17 protein-coding genes and 1 tRNA gene are annotated in these 15,594 nt (G+C 37.4%); 2 read left to right on the top strand and 16 right to left on the bottom strand.

Features of this window, described 5'->3' with window-relative positions; genetic code table 11:
- Positions 1-84 precede the first annotated feature (84 nt).
- From C9J29_RS15900 to C9J29_RS15880, 6 genes are all read right to left on the bottom strand, one after another.
- Complete coding sequence (locus C9J29_RS15900) at positions 85-1,131, bottom strand: sugar-binding transcriptional regulator (protein ID WP_089986249.1); 1,047 nt, start codon at positions 1,129-1,131, stop codon at positions 85-87.
- Between the two features lie 176 nt (positions 1,132-1,307).
- Complete coding sequence (locus tag C9J29_RS24970) at positions 1,308-1,430, bottom strand: hypothetical protein (RefSeq protein WP_255250346.1); 123 nt, start codon at positions 1,428-1,430, stop codon at positions 1,308-1,310.
- Positions 1,431-1,686: 256 nt separating this feature from the next.
- Complete coding sequence (locus tag C9J29_RS15895; RefSeq protein WP_008173221.1) at positions 1,687-1,920, bottom strand: glutaredoxin family protein; 234 nt, start codon at positions 1,918-1,920, stop codon at positions 1,687-1,689.
- A gap of 161 nt (positions 1,921-2,081) precedes the next feature.
- On the bottom strand, positions 2,082-4,352 hold the full coding sequence (locus tag C9J29_RS15890; RefSeq protein WP_107922412.1) for a S9 family peptidase: 2,271 nt from the start codon (positions 4,350-4,352) through the stop codon (positions 2,082-2,084).
- A 130-nt stretch (positions 4,353-4,482) separates the two neighbouring features.
- Positions 4,483-5,232 carry a TPM domain-containing protein gene (locus tag C9J29_RS15885; RefSeq protein ID WP_107922411.1) on the bottom strand — a complete coding sequence of 250 codons (750 nt, stop codon included), beginning with the start codon at positions 5,230-5,232 and terminating at the stop codon, positions 4,483-4,485.
- A complete protein-coding gene (locus C9J29_RS15880) occupies positions 5,232-5,813 on the bottom strand; it encodes a LemA family protein (RefSeq protein WP_089986252.1) in 582 nt (193 codons plus the stop codon). The genes C9J29_RS15885 and C9J29_RS15880 overlap by 1 nt, the downstream gene beginning before the upstream one ends.
- A 132-nt stretch (positions 5,814-5,945) precedes the next feature.
- Here C9J29_RS15880 and C9J29_RS15875 point away from each other — a divergent pair, with 132 nt between their 5' ends.
- Positions 5,946-6,563, top strand: coding sequence for a spore coat protein (locus tag C9J29_RS15875; protein ID WP_008173231.1), 618 nt, complete (start codon positions 5,946-5,948; stop codon positions 6,561-6,563).
- A 54-nt stretch (positions 6,564-6,617) separates the two neighbouring features.
- On the opposite strand, the gene C9J29_RS15870 is transcribed toward C9J29_RS15875, so the two are convergent.
- The 4 genes from C9J29_RS15870 to C9J29_RS15855 form a co-directional block, all read right to left on the bottom strand.
- Positions 6,618-7,340, bottom strand: a complete 723-nt coding sequence (locus C9J29_RS15870; RefSeq protein WP_008173232.1) for an amino acid ABC transporter ATP-binding protein — start codon at positions 7,338-7,340, stop codon at positions 6,618-6,620.
- Positions 7,337-8,041, bottom strand: a complete 705-nt coding sequence (locus tag C9J29_RS15865) for an amino acid ABC transporter permease (RefSeq protein ID WP_107922410.1) — start codon at positions 8,039-8,041, stop codon at positions 7,337-7,339. The genes C9J29_RS15870 and C9J29_RS15865 overlap by 4 nt, the downstream gene beginning before the upstream one ends.
- Positions 8,042-8,121: 80 nt before the next feature.
- Entirely contained in the window at positions 8,122-8,916 is a 795-nt protein-coding gene (locus C9J29_RS15860; RefSeq protein ID WP_089986253.1) for a basic amino acid ABC transporter substrate-binding protein, read from the bottom strand.
- Positions 8,917-9,415: 499 nt separating this feature from the next.
- A tRNA-Arg gene (locus C9J29_RS15855) sits at positions 9,416-9,490 on the bottom strand.
- Between the two features lie 316 nt (positions 9,491-9,806).
- Here C9J29_RS15855 and clpP point away from each other — a divergent pair.
- The gene (gene clpP, locus C9J29_RS15850) at positions 9,807-10,400 is read left to right on the top strand and encodes an ATP-dependent Clp endopeptidase proteolytic subunit ClpP (RefSeq protein WP_008173241.1); all 594 of its coding nucleotides are present in this window, start codon (positions 9,807-9,809) and stop codon (positions 10,398-10,400) included.
- Between the two features lie 51 nt (positions 10,401-10,451).
- On the opposite strand, the gene C9J29_RS15845 is transcribed toward clpP, so the two are convergent.
- The 6 genes from C9J29_RS15845 to trxB form a co-directional block, all read right to left on the bottom strand.
- Positions 10,452-10,709, bottom strand: a complete 258-nt coding sequence (locus tag C9J29_RS15845; protein WP_008173242.1) for an HPr family phosphocarrier protein — start codon at positions 10,707-10,709, stop codon at positions 10,452-10,454.
- Between the two features lie 113 nt (positions 10,710-10,822).
- A complete protein-coding gene (gene whiA / locus C9J29_RS15840) occupies positions 10,823-11,770 on the bottom strand; it encodes a DNA-binding protein WhiA (protein ID WP_008173244.1) in 948 nt (315 codons plus the stop codon).
- An 88-nt stretch (positions 11,771-11,858) separates the two neighbouring features.
- Positions 11,859-12,827: a gluconeogenesis factor YvcK family protein gene (locus C9J29_RS15835; RefSeq protein ID WP_008173246.1), complete on the bottom strand. Its 969-nt coding sequence runs from the start codon at positions 12,825-12,827 to the stop codon at positions 11,859-11,861.
- A 4-nt stretch (positions 12,828-12,831) separates the two neighbouring features.
- Entirely contained in the window at positions 12,832-13,725 is an 894-nt protein-coding gene (gene rapZ, locus C9J29_RS15830) for an RNase adapter RapZ (RefSeq protein WP_008173248.1), read from the bottom strand.
- 9 nt (positions 13,726-13,734) lie between these two features.
- Complete coding sequence (locus C9J29_RS15825; RefSeq protein WP_008173251.1) at positions 13,735-14,202, bottom strand: NUDIX hydrolase; 468 nt, start codon at positions 14,200-14,202, stop codon at positions 13,735-13,737.
- A gap of 328 nt (positions 14,203-14,530) precedes the next feature.
- Positions 14,531-15,475: a thioredoxin-disulfide reductase gene (gene trxB, locus C9J29_RS15820; RefSeq protein ID WP_008173253.1), complete on the bottom strand. Its 945-nt coding sequence runs from the start codon at positions 15,473-15,475 to the stop codon at positions 14,531-14,533.
- Positions 15,476-15,594 lie beyond the last annotated feature (119 nt).

The raw sequence follows: 15,594 nt of genomic DNA, 5'->3' as shown, positions 1-15,594 counted from the left end.
AGAGACGTTAAATTGCTTTTATGCTCATTCAAAAAATGCTTCAACATTTTTTGAGATCGAGTGACATGGTAATGCTCACACCCATCAATCAAAATGGCTGTCAGTAGATAAAGTAGCGGCAATGGCTTTTGCGGCTGCTTCATCTGTAATAAAAATCGTTTGCTTTGGCGCTACTTTAAAATAAGAAAGCATCGCATTGACCTTTTGTTTTCCTGCTGCCACGGCAATAACTTGCTGGCTATTTTTTACCTGTTCAAGCTGAATACCAATCGTGCGGATACGATGTACGATTTCACCATCGGCATTAAAGTAATAACCAAATGCCTCACTTACCGCGCCCTTCTCCTCAAGAATTCGCAAATCCTCAGAAGATGAATTACGTCGAATCGCCATTTCCTCTGCCGATCCAATGCCATGGATCACGCAATCTGCTCGATCATAATACGCCATCATTTCAGTTACCATAGGCTCTGTTAGCATTGCTTGATATGCTTGCTCACTTAAATGCTCAGGTAAAAATAATGTACGGTATTGTTCCTCCATCTGCATGGCAAATGTTGCAACAAGCGTATTCGCTTGCATTTGCATTTCATGACCAATTCCTCCGCGTGCGGCAACAAAGGTAATATCTTTTTGTCCCTCTAATGGATGTAAAAATTGAGCTAGAGAGGCAACTGATTTTCCACCAGTGACCGCTACAACTTGTTCATCAAAAGCAGTAGACATAAATTGCAATGCTGCTTCCTTGCCAAGCAAGGTTAGGATTGTATTGTCTTCACTATAGTCACCTGGTACAACAACAACATGTTGTATACCAAAATGATGTTCAAGCAATTTTGCAAGCTGGGTTAAACCAGACCATTCATAAACGATGGCTCTCAGTTTTTCAATGACTTCTTCACCATCATCTGTACATACCATACCCGACTTTTGCGAATCTAATAACCCTTGTTCACGTAAAATGTCAGTTTCTTTACGAATTTCTCTCTCTGTCATTTTCAATGAATCTGCGAGTGTTCGACGCCCGATAGGTTGCATAAGTTGAACGGCTTGCAAAATACGATATCTAGATTGCAGAAGCGGATACATTTCAGGAAGTAGCCTTTGCTGTGCCTCTGGAATAGTGAACATATTTATCTACTCCCTTGTTAATAGGGGTGGGTTCAATTAAGTCCCACTATATTATTTTGTGTCCCACTTATGATTTTATTATAATACGCATATTTGGAAAGTGCAAGTAATTGTATAGTTTTGGATTAAAAAAAAAGCCCCATAGCTTTGTCATTAACTACGGGACTTTGGTTTGCTTATTTTGTGAAAGATAAAATTGCGTTTTTCTTAAATCCTTCTAAAGCTTTTGTTGCTTCATTTTTATTTGTAAATTCAAAAATACGAACGTCCTTTTTTTCAAAAACTGTAATAACCCACATTGTAAAATCTCCCTTCACATCGCTTTTGTAATATAACAACCACTAGAATTTGTGATACTTTTCATTATCTGTTTTATAACAACGTCTTACTTGATACCTATTCTACTCCGATTTTTATAAAATAAAAGACTAATGTGAAGGTCTTCACAAACTGTTCAAATTCAAACCGCTTTCATTGAACAATTTGTGAATTGTATGAATGACAACTAACAATAGAGCGATTTACGCCGTTATTATCTTTTTAAAGACATAGAACTTAACTGCCCAAGTACTCCATCAATGTAGCATAATCCAGATTACCGTATTGGATAACGACCCCATCCTTTTCTACTACAGGTATCATTAACATATATTTTTCGTGTATGAGATCATCCTCTTCAATATTAACTATTTCAATATCGAACGCTACATCTTCCTGTACAAGCTTTAATGTATGTAAGCCCTCTACACATAATGGACAATTAGCTCGACTAAAAAATTGAACAATCATGGATGGCACCTCCTGTTTCTATTATTTCTTCATCGTTGAACGATGACAATGCTAGCTACAACGATTGTAAACTATGTGGTGGATTCATTCAAAAGCTTACTAGAAAAATGAAAGGCATTGAGTGCGAATAACAAGCACATCAATGCCTTTTGGCTATTATGTTATTTTAAATGATGATCAAGGAATTTCAACATGGCATTATAGAATTCGATTCTGTTTTCTTCATTCGCGAAGCCATGGCCCTCATTATCCTTTAACATATACTCTACATCTACACCTCTAGCACGTAAAGCTTCGACAATTTGGTCGGATTCCGCTTTGTTGACACGTGGATCATTTGCGCCTTGTGCAACAAATAAAGGTGTTTTAATTTTATCTGCATGGAAGACCGGAGAAACCGCTGTTAATAATTCTTTATCTTTCTCTGGATGACCTACTCGTTCATAAAAAATGTCTCGCATAGTTTCCCAGTATGGTGGAATTGTATCTAATAGTGTGAAAATATTAGATACACCAACATAATCAACTGCTGCCGCATATAAATCTGGTGTATACGTAATGCCAGCTAATGTAGCATAACCGCCAAATGAAGCACCGTAAATACCGATACGTTTAGGATCTGCAATACCCTGGTCAATCGCCCATTGAACGCCATCCGTTATATCATCTTGAATTTTCAAGCCCCATTGCTTATTACCAGCTTGAAGGAATTCCTTCCCATATCCAGTCGAGGAACGGAAGTTTACTTGTAGCACTGCATAGCCACGATTTGCTAATAGCTGTACTTCTGGATTGAATCCCCACATATCACGAGCCCACGGTCCACCATGTGGGTTTACAATAAGAGGTAGATCTTTAGCATTTTTATTTTTCGGCAATGTTAAATAACCATTTATAATTAATCCATCACGACTCTTATAAGAGATAGGATGCATTTCTGCAAGCTCTGAAGATTTCAACCAAGGGCTCAATGTTGCTAATTCTGTTAATTCATCTGTTGTTGAATCATAGTAATAATATTTTCCATAGATGGTGTCACTCGATACACTTACAATAAATTTTGTCATCTCTTTATTGTAATCGTTTATGCCCAATTGGCTTTCTTGAACACCAAGCTTGTTTTGAATTTTACGAAATAACTTTTCAAAATTTTTATCAAAGAATTGATAATGGATTTTATCCGTAGCATACGCACCATACAATAATTTATCTTTTTCAGCATTATACAATACACCCGAAACATCCACTTCATCATTGGACATGATTACTTCTTCTTTCCCTTGTAAGTCATACTTCACCACTTCTACTTTATCCCGGCCTTTATTGGATGTAGCATAAATAAACTTATTGTCCTTCGAGAAAGCTATCGGCATCACTTCATCCCCAGCACCGATTTTAATAAATGATCTGAATTCATCCTTTTCTGAATCTCGATAAAGGACAGTACCTTCCACCCCATCAGTAGCCACAGCTACACGTACATTGCCGTTACGATCTGCTAACCAGTTCGTAATATTGCCAGGATTTTTGGCGACGTGAGTCGTTTTACCCGTCTTTACATTTAGCTTGTACACATCAAAAACAGTAGCATCCTCTTTGTTCATCATAATAAGAATTTCGTCTTTTACACCCTGTAAGCTATCCAATATTCCTACCGTTACGTTAGGATATGGCGTTAAATCTTTTTCCACAGAACCGTTAAAGGTTGTAGAATAAATATGGAAGTTTTCATCTCCACCTTTATCTTTCAAATAAAGTAAAGCATCCTCCTTCCAGAAAAAACCTGCAATATCTCGATCCTTTGAGCTTGATACACGAACAGGCTCACTATTATCATTCATTTTTTTCACGAATACATTCGAGCGGTTCTCCCATTCAGAGGCAAATGTAATGTAATTACCATCAGGGGAAAGTTCGTAGCCAAAATTCCCTGGATTTTTCATAAAATCTTCCACAGAAATTTCTTTTACTCCTTTATTATTGGAACCATTTTTTATATGTTTAACATTGTTAAGGAGTTTGCCAGCATCTTGTTTCGTAATAAAATCTGTACTTGAAGATACTCCCTTAAAGAAACCAAGCTTATTGGCCTTCTTTAAATACTCTGGTAGTGACTTTTCTTTTCCTTCTTTATTGGCAGCTCTAACTAAAATCCTAGCTGCTTGATCACGTTTAATAATAGCGCTTAAGTCTGAAATCTCTCCAGCCTTTACCCATTGATCCTTAATTTGTTGACGCATTGAATCAGAGCCATGCTGGAATGTTAAAGCTGTTACTGCTAAATCCAGAAATTCCTGTGCTGAAAGATGTTCCTCTTGTGCTAATACAACATTTGTTTCATTGGCAGCACGTACTTCTTGCAATGTTGCAGGAATAACCGTAGCAGTTGTTAAAATAATTGCTAATGATGCAGTTAAAAATCTTTTTTTCAAAATGATTCCTCCCTATATCAGTTTACGTTATATCGATAGTCGATATATTCAAATTATACCATTATTTGTATTTTTGTCAATATTTTCATATTAAAAGCGAACTAAATAATTAGCTCGCTTGTCGTTAGTATTAAAATTTTCGGCTTGCCCCTCCACCTGCTGAAGAGCCGCCACCAAACCCTCCAAAACCGCCACCACCTGAACGTCCGCCACCAAAGCCACCAGGATAACCGCCGTAGCCTCTCCCACGAGGTCCGCCTCTTCCGCCTTTTGAAAAAGAAGAAAAAATGAGGACTATTATAACGATGACAATAATGAGCCAGATGGGCATTCCTTCCTCCTCCTTTGCACCTGCAGGTAATTCACCATTCCAATTATACTCTTCAGCTACAGTACGAAAGACCTCCGCATATGTAGCTAGAAAGGCTTGATCATTATCACCTTCACTTGCAAAGGGATAAAATGCATTATCTAAAATACGCCCTAATTTACCGTCTGGTAATGCTCCCTCTAAGCCTTGACCTACAGCTATCACCACATCATTTTGGCCTTCGCCCTGTCCAAATGTAGCGAGTATAAGGACACCATTATTTTTCTCTTTGTCCCCAATGCCCCAGGAACGAATCATCTTTGTCGCATACATTTTCGCCTCCTGCCCATGAAGGCTATCAACGGTTACGACCATGATTTCAGCACCTGTCCCTTTATCTAATTGCTCTGAATAATGGTTTAGCTCCTGTTTTACATCTAAAGATAAGACATTCGCAAAATCATGGATATACGTATTTTTCATTGGTGAAGGTATTGCTGCATTCGTCATAGTCATGCTAAAAAGAAGCACTGAGCAAACGATAAGCAGCTGTATAATACAACGCTTCATCACTGTGTACCCGATTGACTAAAATCAATAGACGGTGCTTGTTCGGCACCCGCAGCGGCTTTAAAGTATTCTTTTTGTTCAAATCCAAACATCCCTGCCATTAAATTGCCAGGAAAGCGTTTAACATGCTTATTAAATTGTTGTACTTCATTATTATAATCCTCGCGCGCAACTGCCAAGCGATTTTCTGTGCCAGCAAGCTCATCCATTAACTGACGAAAATTTGCATCTGCCTTTAAGTTCGGGTAGTTTTCCACGACTACTAGTAAACGACTAAGCGCACCAGATAAAGCATCATTCGCAACAGCTTGCTGTTCAGGAGTATTAGCATTGCCCATTTGAGCACGTGCGTTAGTAATATCCGCAATGATCTGTTGCTCGTGATTCGCATACCCTTTCACAGATTCAACCAAATTGGGAATTAAATCGTAGCGGCGTTGGAGCTGGTTTTCAACTTGCGCCCATTTGGAATCTACATTTTCCTCAGCTGTTACTAAACTGTTATATTTAGGAATCAATACTAAGGCTAACACGATAAGAATGATAACAATTATCCCAATTGGTCCAAACCATTTCTTCATTTTCTAAAACCTCCTTGACTTGCATTTCCTTTTGTTAGTCTACATTTTTGCCTTTGCATTTATACCGTATGAAAATCATTTGGCTTGACATACTAAATACTGCATCAAAAATTATATGAGGAGGCGTTTTTTTTGTCACAATCGTTTTACAATGAATCATCATCCAATCAAACAAATTTCAATCAACAACATAGTCTAAATCATGGTGGACACGAAATGATGGACATGCATGAAGCAATTGGTGAAATTATCGCTGGTATGAACCAAGCGATCATTTTACGTCCACAAGTAAAGGATCAAGAATTACTCAGCATTTTGGATCGCCAATATAATTTTACATTGGGTATGTATAATACGATTGTTGAGTCCTTTAAAACAGGTCATGATCCATCTGTTCCTACGGGACGTTACCAAATGGAAACAGGCAATGACTTTAAATATGGCTTAACTCCAGGCCAACCAAAAAAACCAATGCAAAACGCTAATGAAATTAATGATGAAGCCATTTCTGGTTTCTTACTAGGCGCTCAAAAGGGAGCAGCAAAATGTATGACGGCTGCTGCAACAGAAACGACAAACCCTGTTGTTCGTCGTGTTGTTGCTGATAGTATTCCCAACTGCATTGAAATGGCCTATGAATTATCCATTTACCAAAATAAACATGGCTATTATCAAGTGCCTCAGTACTCTCAACAAGATATGCAAACGATGCTTAATGCATACGATACAACCTCTAATCCCCTTCATTAAAAATCAAAAGGCAGTCCATGGTGATGAATTCTCATCATGGACTGCCTTTTCTCATTATAATACTTTTCCTAAAAATGCTTTCGTACGTTCACTTTGTGGGTTTCCGAATAATTCCTCAGGCAACCCCTCTTCCACAATATAGCCACCATCCATAAAGACTACTCGATCACCAACCTCACGAGCAAAGCCCATTTCATGTGTGACTACAATCATTGTCATCCCTTCAGCCGCTAGATTTTTCATTACATCTAACACCTCTTTTACCATTTCAGGATCAAGAGCTGAAGTAGGCTCATCAAATAGAATGGCCTTTGGCTTCATTGCTAACGCACGTGCAATAGCTACACGCTGCTGTTGTCCACCTGATAGCTGTTCAGGATAATTATAGGCTTTACTGTCGAGACCGACCTTTTTTAACAGCTCATGCCCAAGCTCTTCAGCTTCTGGACGACTCATTTTACGAATTTGCATGGGAGCCATCGTGACATTATCGATGACGTTCATATGAGGGAATAAGTTAAATTGTTGAAACACCATTCCCACCTCTGCTCGAATCTCATTGATATTCGTTTTCGGATCATTGATCTTCACATCTTCAATATAAATAGCACCGTCCGTTACTTCTTCTAGCATATTAATGCAACGTAAAAAAGTACTTTTTCCTGAACCAGAAGGCCCAATGACACATACAACTTGTTTTTCTTGGATTTCATAATCAATCCCTTTTAATACTTCTAGCTTACCAAAATATTTGTGTAGGTTCTCAATTCTTATCATCTTGCTTCCCGCCCTTCTGCCTTACGAGGGACATAACTATTGCTAAATCGTTTCTCAATAAATGCAACAATCTTCGTTACACCATACGTTAATATTAAATATAGTAATGCAGCAACAATATACGGTTCCCAGAAACGGAAGCTTGCACCTGCAACAACTTTACTAGCATATAGAATATCTGGTGCAGCGATGACTGTTACTAGTGAGGAATCCTTTAATAATGCTATGAATTCATTCCCTAATGGCGGAATCATGCGTCTAAAGGCCTGCGGTAAAATAACCTTACGCATCGCTTGGTTATGTGTAAGACCAAGAGAACGAGCGGCCTCCATTTGCCCCTTTGCAATACTTTGGATACCTGCACGGAAAATTTCTGCATTGTAAGCAGCACAGTTTAAAATAAGCGCGGTAATCCCTGAAACCATATACCCTAAAGAATGTCCAAAAATGGTTGGAATAACGGCTAAGTGTATTAATAAAATTTGAACAAGCATTGGTGTTCCGCGGAATAAATCAACATATAATTTTGATGGCCAATATATCCATTTTTTACTTGATAATTTCCCTAGTCCTAAAAACAGTCCTAAAAGAATACCGCCAAAATAACCACTAAGTGTCAAAATAAGTGTTGCGCCAATACCTCGTATAAACATATCTCGGTAGTTCCAGACAATGTCCCAGCGTAGGTCAAAGATGTCCATCCGAAAACCCCATTTCCCCTTTAAAGTTACATCAATTAAATGAGTCGCTAGCATACTGCTTGGCGAGTGGCATTACCATATTATTCGAAATCAGTACCTGTAATTTCTTTTAATTTACCGTTTTCTTTAATCTTTTTCAGACCTTCATTTAATTTATCTAAAAGCTCTTTATTCCCCTTTTGAACCATAAAGCCATAATATTCTTTTTCGAATGCGTCATCTTGAATGACTTTAATTTTTTGATCTGGATGCGCTTTAATATATTCGTATACTACCGCATTGTCTCCAATAGCTGCATCAACATTACCATTTAGCATTTCTTGAATTGCGATTGGCTGACTTTCAAAAGCCATAATATTTGTACTTGCTTCACCTTGTAGCTTTTTAGCTGCCATATGGCCAGTAGCATTAATTTGTACGGACACCTTTTTATCTTTTAATTCATCTAATGATTTAATCTTTGAATCTTCTTTCACAACAATTAATAATTGAGATTCATAGTATGGCTCAGTAAAATCGAATGATTCTTTGCGCTCATCTGTAATTGTAATCCCTGAAGCACCAATATGTGTTTCACCGTTTTTAATTGTTTGGAAAACGGGTTCCCAACCAATATTATTCCACTCTACTTCGAAATTCATTTCATCAGCAATTGCTTTTAAAATATCGACATCAATCCCCACAATTTTCCCTTTATCGTCAACAGATTCAAACGGTGCAAAAGTTGCTTCTGTACCTACTTTATATACTTTCTTGCCATCCGCACCTTCTGAAGGTGTGCTACCAGAAGAGGCATTGTCCTTTGTGCCACATCCTGCAAGTGCTAAAGTTAGCGCTGCTATCATCATAAGTAACATCCAAGCTGTTTTTTTCATTGCATTTCCCCCTATTTCGATAATTTTCCATCCTGCGTATTATTTTTCGCAATTCGGAAATGTTAGACTATTAGGTCAATTATATTAATATTATAGTATTTGCACAACAACTTTTCGCATAAAACTAAATATTTTTTCATATTAATTAATGGTAAAACCATTTATATAGAAAAAATAAGCATTAATAACAAGATATCGAACCTAAAACTAATATATATACAATAGAAGCGATGTCAAATTTCGATAAATTTAAACAAAAAAAAAGAATCCCCTCAGAAAGGATTCTTTTTTTCGGCTATTACTAGCCTTCACGGACAGTATGTTCACTAAAAAATAATTTGGAGTTGTTGCTTTCTTGAAGGTTTGAAAGGCATAAATAGGGGAATAATGCCAACTAGGACAGTATTCCCATTACTTTTCCTCTCTATCCCCACTAAGCAGGCTGCTAAACTACTTATTAGGAGATTGAGCTATTACAGTATATCAATATTCAGTAAAATGGCGCCCTCGGAGGGAATCGAACCCCCAGTGCAAGAACCGGAATCTTACGTGTTATCCATTACACCACGAGGGCAAAAACACAAAAAAAAAGTACTCACCCTAGGCTTACGAAAAGCATGATGTAGATAATCCTCTTTTGAAGCATACCTGCAAAATAGTGTCCTGTACTTTCAAACTTATAACCTTACCTATTATACAAACGTATCACATATAATTCAACCATAGAATGCAAAAAGAATTTATTTTTTTTATTTTAATTAATTTCACTTTAGCAGGGTTAATATTTGACCTTCCCTGACTATAATGTGTATGATAAGGTTACAGCTGAAATAAACAATGTAGATTTCAGCAAAGGTAATCGAATTTAGTTTTTTGAAGGAGGATTTAACATGAATTTAATTCCTACAGTTATTGAACAAACAAGCCGTGGTGAGCGTGCATATGACATTTATTCACGTCTACTTAAAGACCGCATTATCCTTTTAGGAAGTGCTATCGATGACAATGTGGCGAACTCCATTGTCGCACAGCTACTTTTCCTACAAGCAGAAGATCCAGACAAAGACATTTCTCTTTACATTAATTCGCCAGGTGGATCAATTACGGCTGGTATGGCTATTTATGACACAATGCAAATTATTAAGCCAAAAGTTCAAACGATTTGTATTGGTATGGCTGCATCAATGGGAGCTTTCTTACTTGCTGCGGGTGAACCTGGTAAACGTTTTGCATTACCAAATGCGGAAGTAATGATTCACCAACCACTAGGTGGCGCACAAGGTCAAGCGACAGAAATTGAAATTGCTGCTAAACGTATTTTATTCTTACGTGAAAAATTAAACGGCATTTTATCTGAACGCACTGGTCAACCACTTGAAGTCATTGCAAGAGACACAGATCGTGATAACTTCATGACAGCTGAACGTGCAAAAGAATATGGTTTAATCGATCACATTATGCACCGTAGTACGGATAATAAATAATACTAAAAAGCCTCCCAGAAAATTACTCTGAGAGGCATTTTTATTTGTTTGTTAATCTTCATTTTCAATAATTGCAGCTAATGCTGTAACCGCTTGCTCGGCATCATTGCCTTCACTACTTAACGTTACTTCGGTACCTTTCGCAACCGCTAAGCTCATGACACCCATTATCGATTTGGCATTCACTTTTTTTTCATCTTTTTCTAGAAAGATATCCGCACTGAAACGATTGGCCTCCTGCACAAATAGTGCCGCTTGTCTAGCTTGTAGTCCTAATTTTAATTTAACCTGGACTCTTCTCTCGATCATTCTCAAAACTCCCCTTCACTACCGTTCATCTATTAGTTTTATCTTACCTTACTTACTAGCAAAAGAACAATAAGCGATTACGCATGACATTCATACCTGAAAAGTATGAAAACTTAACCGCCTATTTTTTCACCGCGTCTTAATGCATCTGCTATTTCGTCTATTTTTCTTAAACGATGGTTGACACCTGATTTGCTGACGGTACCACTGGATACCATTTCACCAAGTTCTTTTAACGTAACATCTTGATACTCTACTCGTAATCGTGCAATTTCACGAAGCTTTTCTGGTAGTTGGTCAAGTCCAATAGAATTTTCAATAAATCGAATATTCTCTACCTGCCGTAATGCTGCTCCAATTGTTTTGTTTAGATTGGCTGTTTCACAGTTCACAATACGATTGACACTATTGCGCATGTCTCGCAATATCCGAACATCTTCAAATTTCATCATTGCCTGATGGGCGCCTACAATATTAAGGAAATCAGAAATTTTTTCCGCTTCCTTTAAATAAGTAACAAAGCCTTTTTTGCGTTCAATTGTTTTGGCATTGAGTTCAAATTCATTCATTAAATCCATCAATGCTTCACCATGTTCTTTATATAAAGAATAAATTTCTAAATGGTAGGCGGACGTTTCTGGGTTATTGACAGAGCCTCCTGCCAAAAATGCACCTCTTAAATAGGCTCTTTTTTGACCATTTTTTTTAATGAGCTTTCTTGAGATCGTATGATTAAATTGAAAGTCGTCTGAGATGATTTCTAAATCAATTAACAGCTCGCGCGCTCCTTCTCTTACACGGCAAATATATACGTTATTTTTTTTCAATCGCATTTTCTTACGAACTAGTAATTCCACATTGTACGGATACAATTTTTTCATAATCGTATATAGTCTTCTTGCAATTGCAGCGTTTTCAGTTTGCACGTCCAAGCTTAGTTGTTTATTCGCAAAGGATAATGAACCATTCATACGAATTAGGGCAGAAACTTCTGCTTTCATACAATGATTGTCCGCTTCTATTTGGGTTAATTCCTTTTTCGTTTCAGAAGCAAAAGACATATCACGCCCCCCTTTCAATCATAATTTCTATGTATATGTTCATCTTACCATATACAATAAACACTTTATGTTTCTATTATCGGTTCTCTTACCGATCATAAATACCGGCATAATCTACCAGCCACTCTGCAACATTCGTAGCATTATGTCGAACCGTACCATCTGATCGAATTGTAGCAATATCGCGTCTTATAACCTCTAATCCCATACTTTCAAGCTTTGCCACATCAAATGTCACTGGCTCTGCTCTTTCTTCTTTATACAATTCTTTTACTGGATTCGGCAATTCTTCATCATTAACTAAAATCGAATCAATAAAGGATGCGCCAACATGCTTATGTATGGCCGATACATGATCACCTGCTGTATAAGAAATGGTTTCACCTTTTTGTGTCATTAAATTACAAACATATATTTTTCTTCCTTTTGCTTTCACAACAGCTTCCCCAATCTCTTTGACAAGGAGATTTGGAATAATACTTGTGTATAAGCTTCCTGGGCCAATTAATATATAGTCTGCACGCTGAATTGCCCGAATAGCTTCTGGTAACGGTTGCACGTTTTCGGGTACTAAAAAAACGCGATCAATGCGTTTTGTCGCTGTCGGGACTTTTGATTCACCTTCAATGATTGAACCATCCTCTAACACAGCATGTAAGTTAATTTTTTTATTGGCTGCTGGTATTACACGGCCATGTACTTTTAATACCTTCCCCATCTCACTTATAGCATGGTTAAAATCACCAGTAATATCAGTAAGTGCTGTTAGCATTAAGTTCCCTAAGGAATGGCCACGTAAATCCTCTGACGCTGAAAAACGGTATTGAAACATTTGCTCCACTAGCGGTTCAATATCTGATAATGCCGCAATGACATTACGAACATCACCTGGTGGTGGAATATCATAATCATCTCGTAAACGTCCTGAAGAGCCGCCATCGTCTGCTACCGTCACAATAGCAGTAATATCAAATGGATGGTGCTTGAGCCCACGAAGTAATGTAGATAGTCCTGTTCCACCACCAATTACCACAAGCTTTGTTTGCTTTTTCCCCATTCACTCATTCCTTTCTACGATTAATATCACGATGCGTAATAACCGTATTCTCTTTGTTGGCTAAATAAGCCCCAAAAAACTCTGCTAAAGTTACTGAACGATGCTGACCACCTGTACAACCAAAAGCGATAACGAGTTGTGATTTACCTTCTTGTCGATAAAGAGGAATCATAAAGTCGAACAAATCCGTTAGTTTTTGTATAAGTATTTGCGTATCTTCCAAGGCTAAAACATAGGAGGATACTTCTGTTTGAAGTCCCGTCTTTGGGCGTAGCTCTTCTACATAATACGGATTTTTAAGAAAACGAACATCGAACACTAAGTCTGCATCAATTGGCATACCATGCTTGAAGCCAAAAGACATGATGTTTACGGTAAAAATAGTATCTGCTTCACTGGCAAATTCCTTAACGATCTTTTCACGTAATTGCTTTGGTTTCATGTTAGATGTGTTATAAACAAAATTAGCACGGCCTTTTACTTCCGATAAAAGCGCTCGCTCTTGCTTTATACCATCTAAAGGTAAGCCACTTACTGCCAATGGATGGGCTCTTCTTGTTTCTTTATAGCGTCTTACTAATGTGGCATCATCTGCATCTAAAAATAAAATACGAGCTACAATGTCGCCTTCTTTTAGTATATGGTCTAACGCCCCAATAAGCGCATCAAAAAAGTTACCTCCACGCATATCCATCACTGCCGCAATACGTGTACTATTCTTTCCAGAATCTCTTAGCAGAGTTAAAAAAGTTGTAAGTAACGCAGGTGGTAAATTATCAATACAGTAATACCCTAAATCTTCAAAGCTTTGAATAGCTACTGTCTTCCCAGCTCCAGACATTCCTGTAATAATAACCAATTCATGTGTACTTTGTTGGCCTTCAACCACCACTGTCATGCAACTCCTTTATTGTTCTTTTGATATTTGTATTTTCTGATGAAGTAATTCAAAATTCGTTGTATAGTCAAACGTGCCATACTGAATACCTGATTGCGAAATAGCAAATTGTAAATTAGTGCGATCTCCTTCAGCCATTGGCAAATGTGCTAAATCCTCTACTGGGTGCCATGCAAGTTTACCTTCTCTAGTTTCTACAAACGGTATACCGTCTACATCCTTAGCAACAAATGTATAAAGCATCCATTCATCTACAACTTCATCATTTTCTTTAATGACCATCGTATAAACACCCTTTAGGTGTACATGTAAAGGTATAACATTTGTCTCTTCCTGAAATTCACGAATAGCAGCCTCAAAGATGGACTCACCGCTTTCCATTTTTCCACCCGGAGCAACGTACCAACCTCGTCTTGGTTTCTGAAGTAATAATACTTTACCGTCTTTTACGGCAATTAAATTTGCAATTCTTTGCATAGGCACACCTCTAATCACTTTTGCATTCTACTCTCCATTATAGCAAGACACAGCAAGATTTGTCCTCATTTACAACTCTCATACGTAGACATTTAACAATTTAGTTTTATCGAAGAATTTATTGAAAAAAAGCTCATGCTCTTTTCATGATCTATACAAATAAAAAAGTAGGTTGTTCCCACCTAATTGAGGCGGAAACAACCTACTAAACAAAATAAAAGGGGGATTGCTAATTACACTTTTAATCATACACCTTTTATATGTCATTCAAGTTACAACAATATTAAAACCACATTAAAATTGTATTTTTTTCCTTAAAATAGCCAAGTTATGCATTAATTTTCTCTAATAGCTCTTCTACATAATGCTGTACAGCTTGAGCTGCAATACTGCCATCACCAGTTGCTGTAACAATTTGACGTAGTGATTTTTCACGTACATCTCCAGCTGCAAAGATTCCTGGAATTGTTGTTTCCATATTATCATTTGTCAAAATATAACCAGCATCATTTAAAATACCTAAAGATTCAAATGGCTTTGTTAAAGGTAGCATACCGATATACACAAACACACCATCTGTTGTAAACTCTGATTCAGTTCCATCCACAGTTGATTGTAGTGTAACACTACCCACTTTACCATTAGCTTCATTAATTTCTTTTACTGTAGCATTCCAAATGAAATCAATTTTGTCATTTGCAAATGCACGATCTTGGAGGATTTTTTGTGCACGTAATTTATCACGACGGTGGACAATTGTTACTTTATCAGCAAAGCGTGTTAAATATACGCCCTCTTCTACAGCTGAATCTCCTCCGCCAACAACTACAAGATTTTTTTGTTTAAAGAACGCGCCATCACAAACTGCACAGTAGCTGACACCACGGCCGCCAAGTTCTTTTTCACCAGGCACACCCATTTTTTTATACTCTGCACCAGTTGTAATAATAATGGCACGTGTTTTATATTCTTTTGTACCTGATTTAATTGTTTTAAATTCTTCCCCGTCGATGATTTCTGTTACATCGCCATAGGCATATTCAGCACCGAATTTTTTAGCATGGTCAAACATTTTTGTAGAAAGCTCAGGTCCTAAAATTGTATCGAAACCAGGATAGTTTTCTACTTCTTCAGTGTTGGCCATTTGTCCACCAGGGATTCCTCGTTCAATCATAAGCGTTGCCAAATTAGCACGTGATGTATAAACAGCAGCAGTCATCCCCGCAGGACCTGCACCAATAATGACCACATCATAAATTTTTTCTTCCGACATAAATACTTCCCCCTAAACAGAATACTTTTTATCTTCATTCAACAAATAGTAGTGAAAGTGTAACGTCACCTACATATGATCCCAACTTACAATAGAGGGGATGAAGATAAACCATTGGC

This window comes from Lysinibacillus fusiformis (assembly GCF_003049525.1).
GTDB lineage: Bacteria > Bacillota > Bacilli > Bacillales_A > Planococcaceae > Lysinibacillus > Lysinibacillus fusiformis.
The sequence above is the reverse complement of the archived record's forward strand: the minus strand, read 5'-3'. Positions and strand labels throughout refer to the sequence as shown.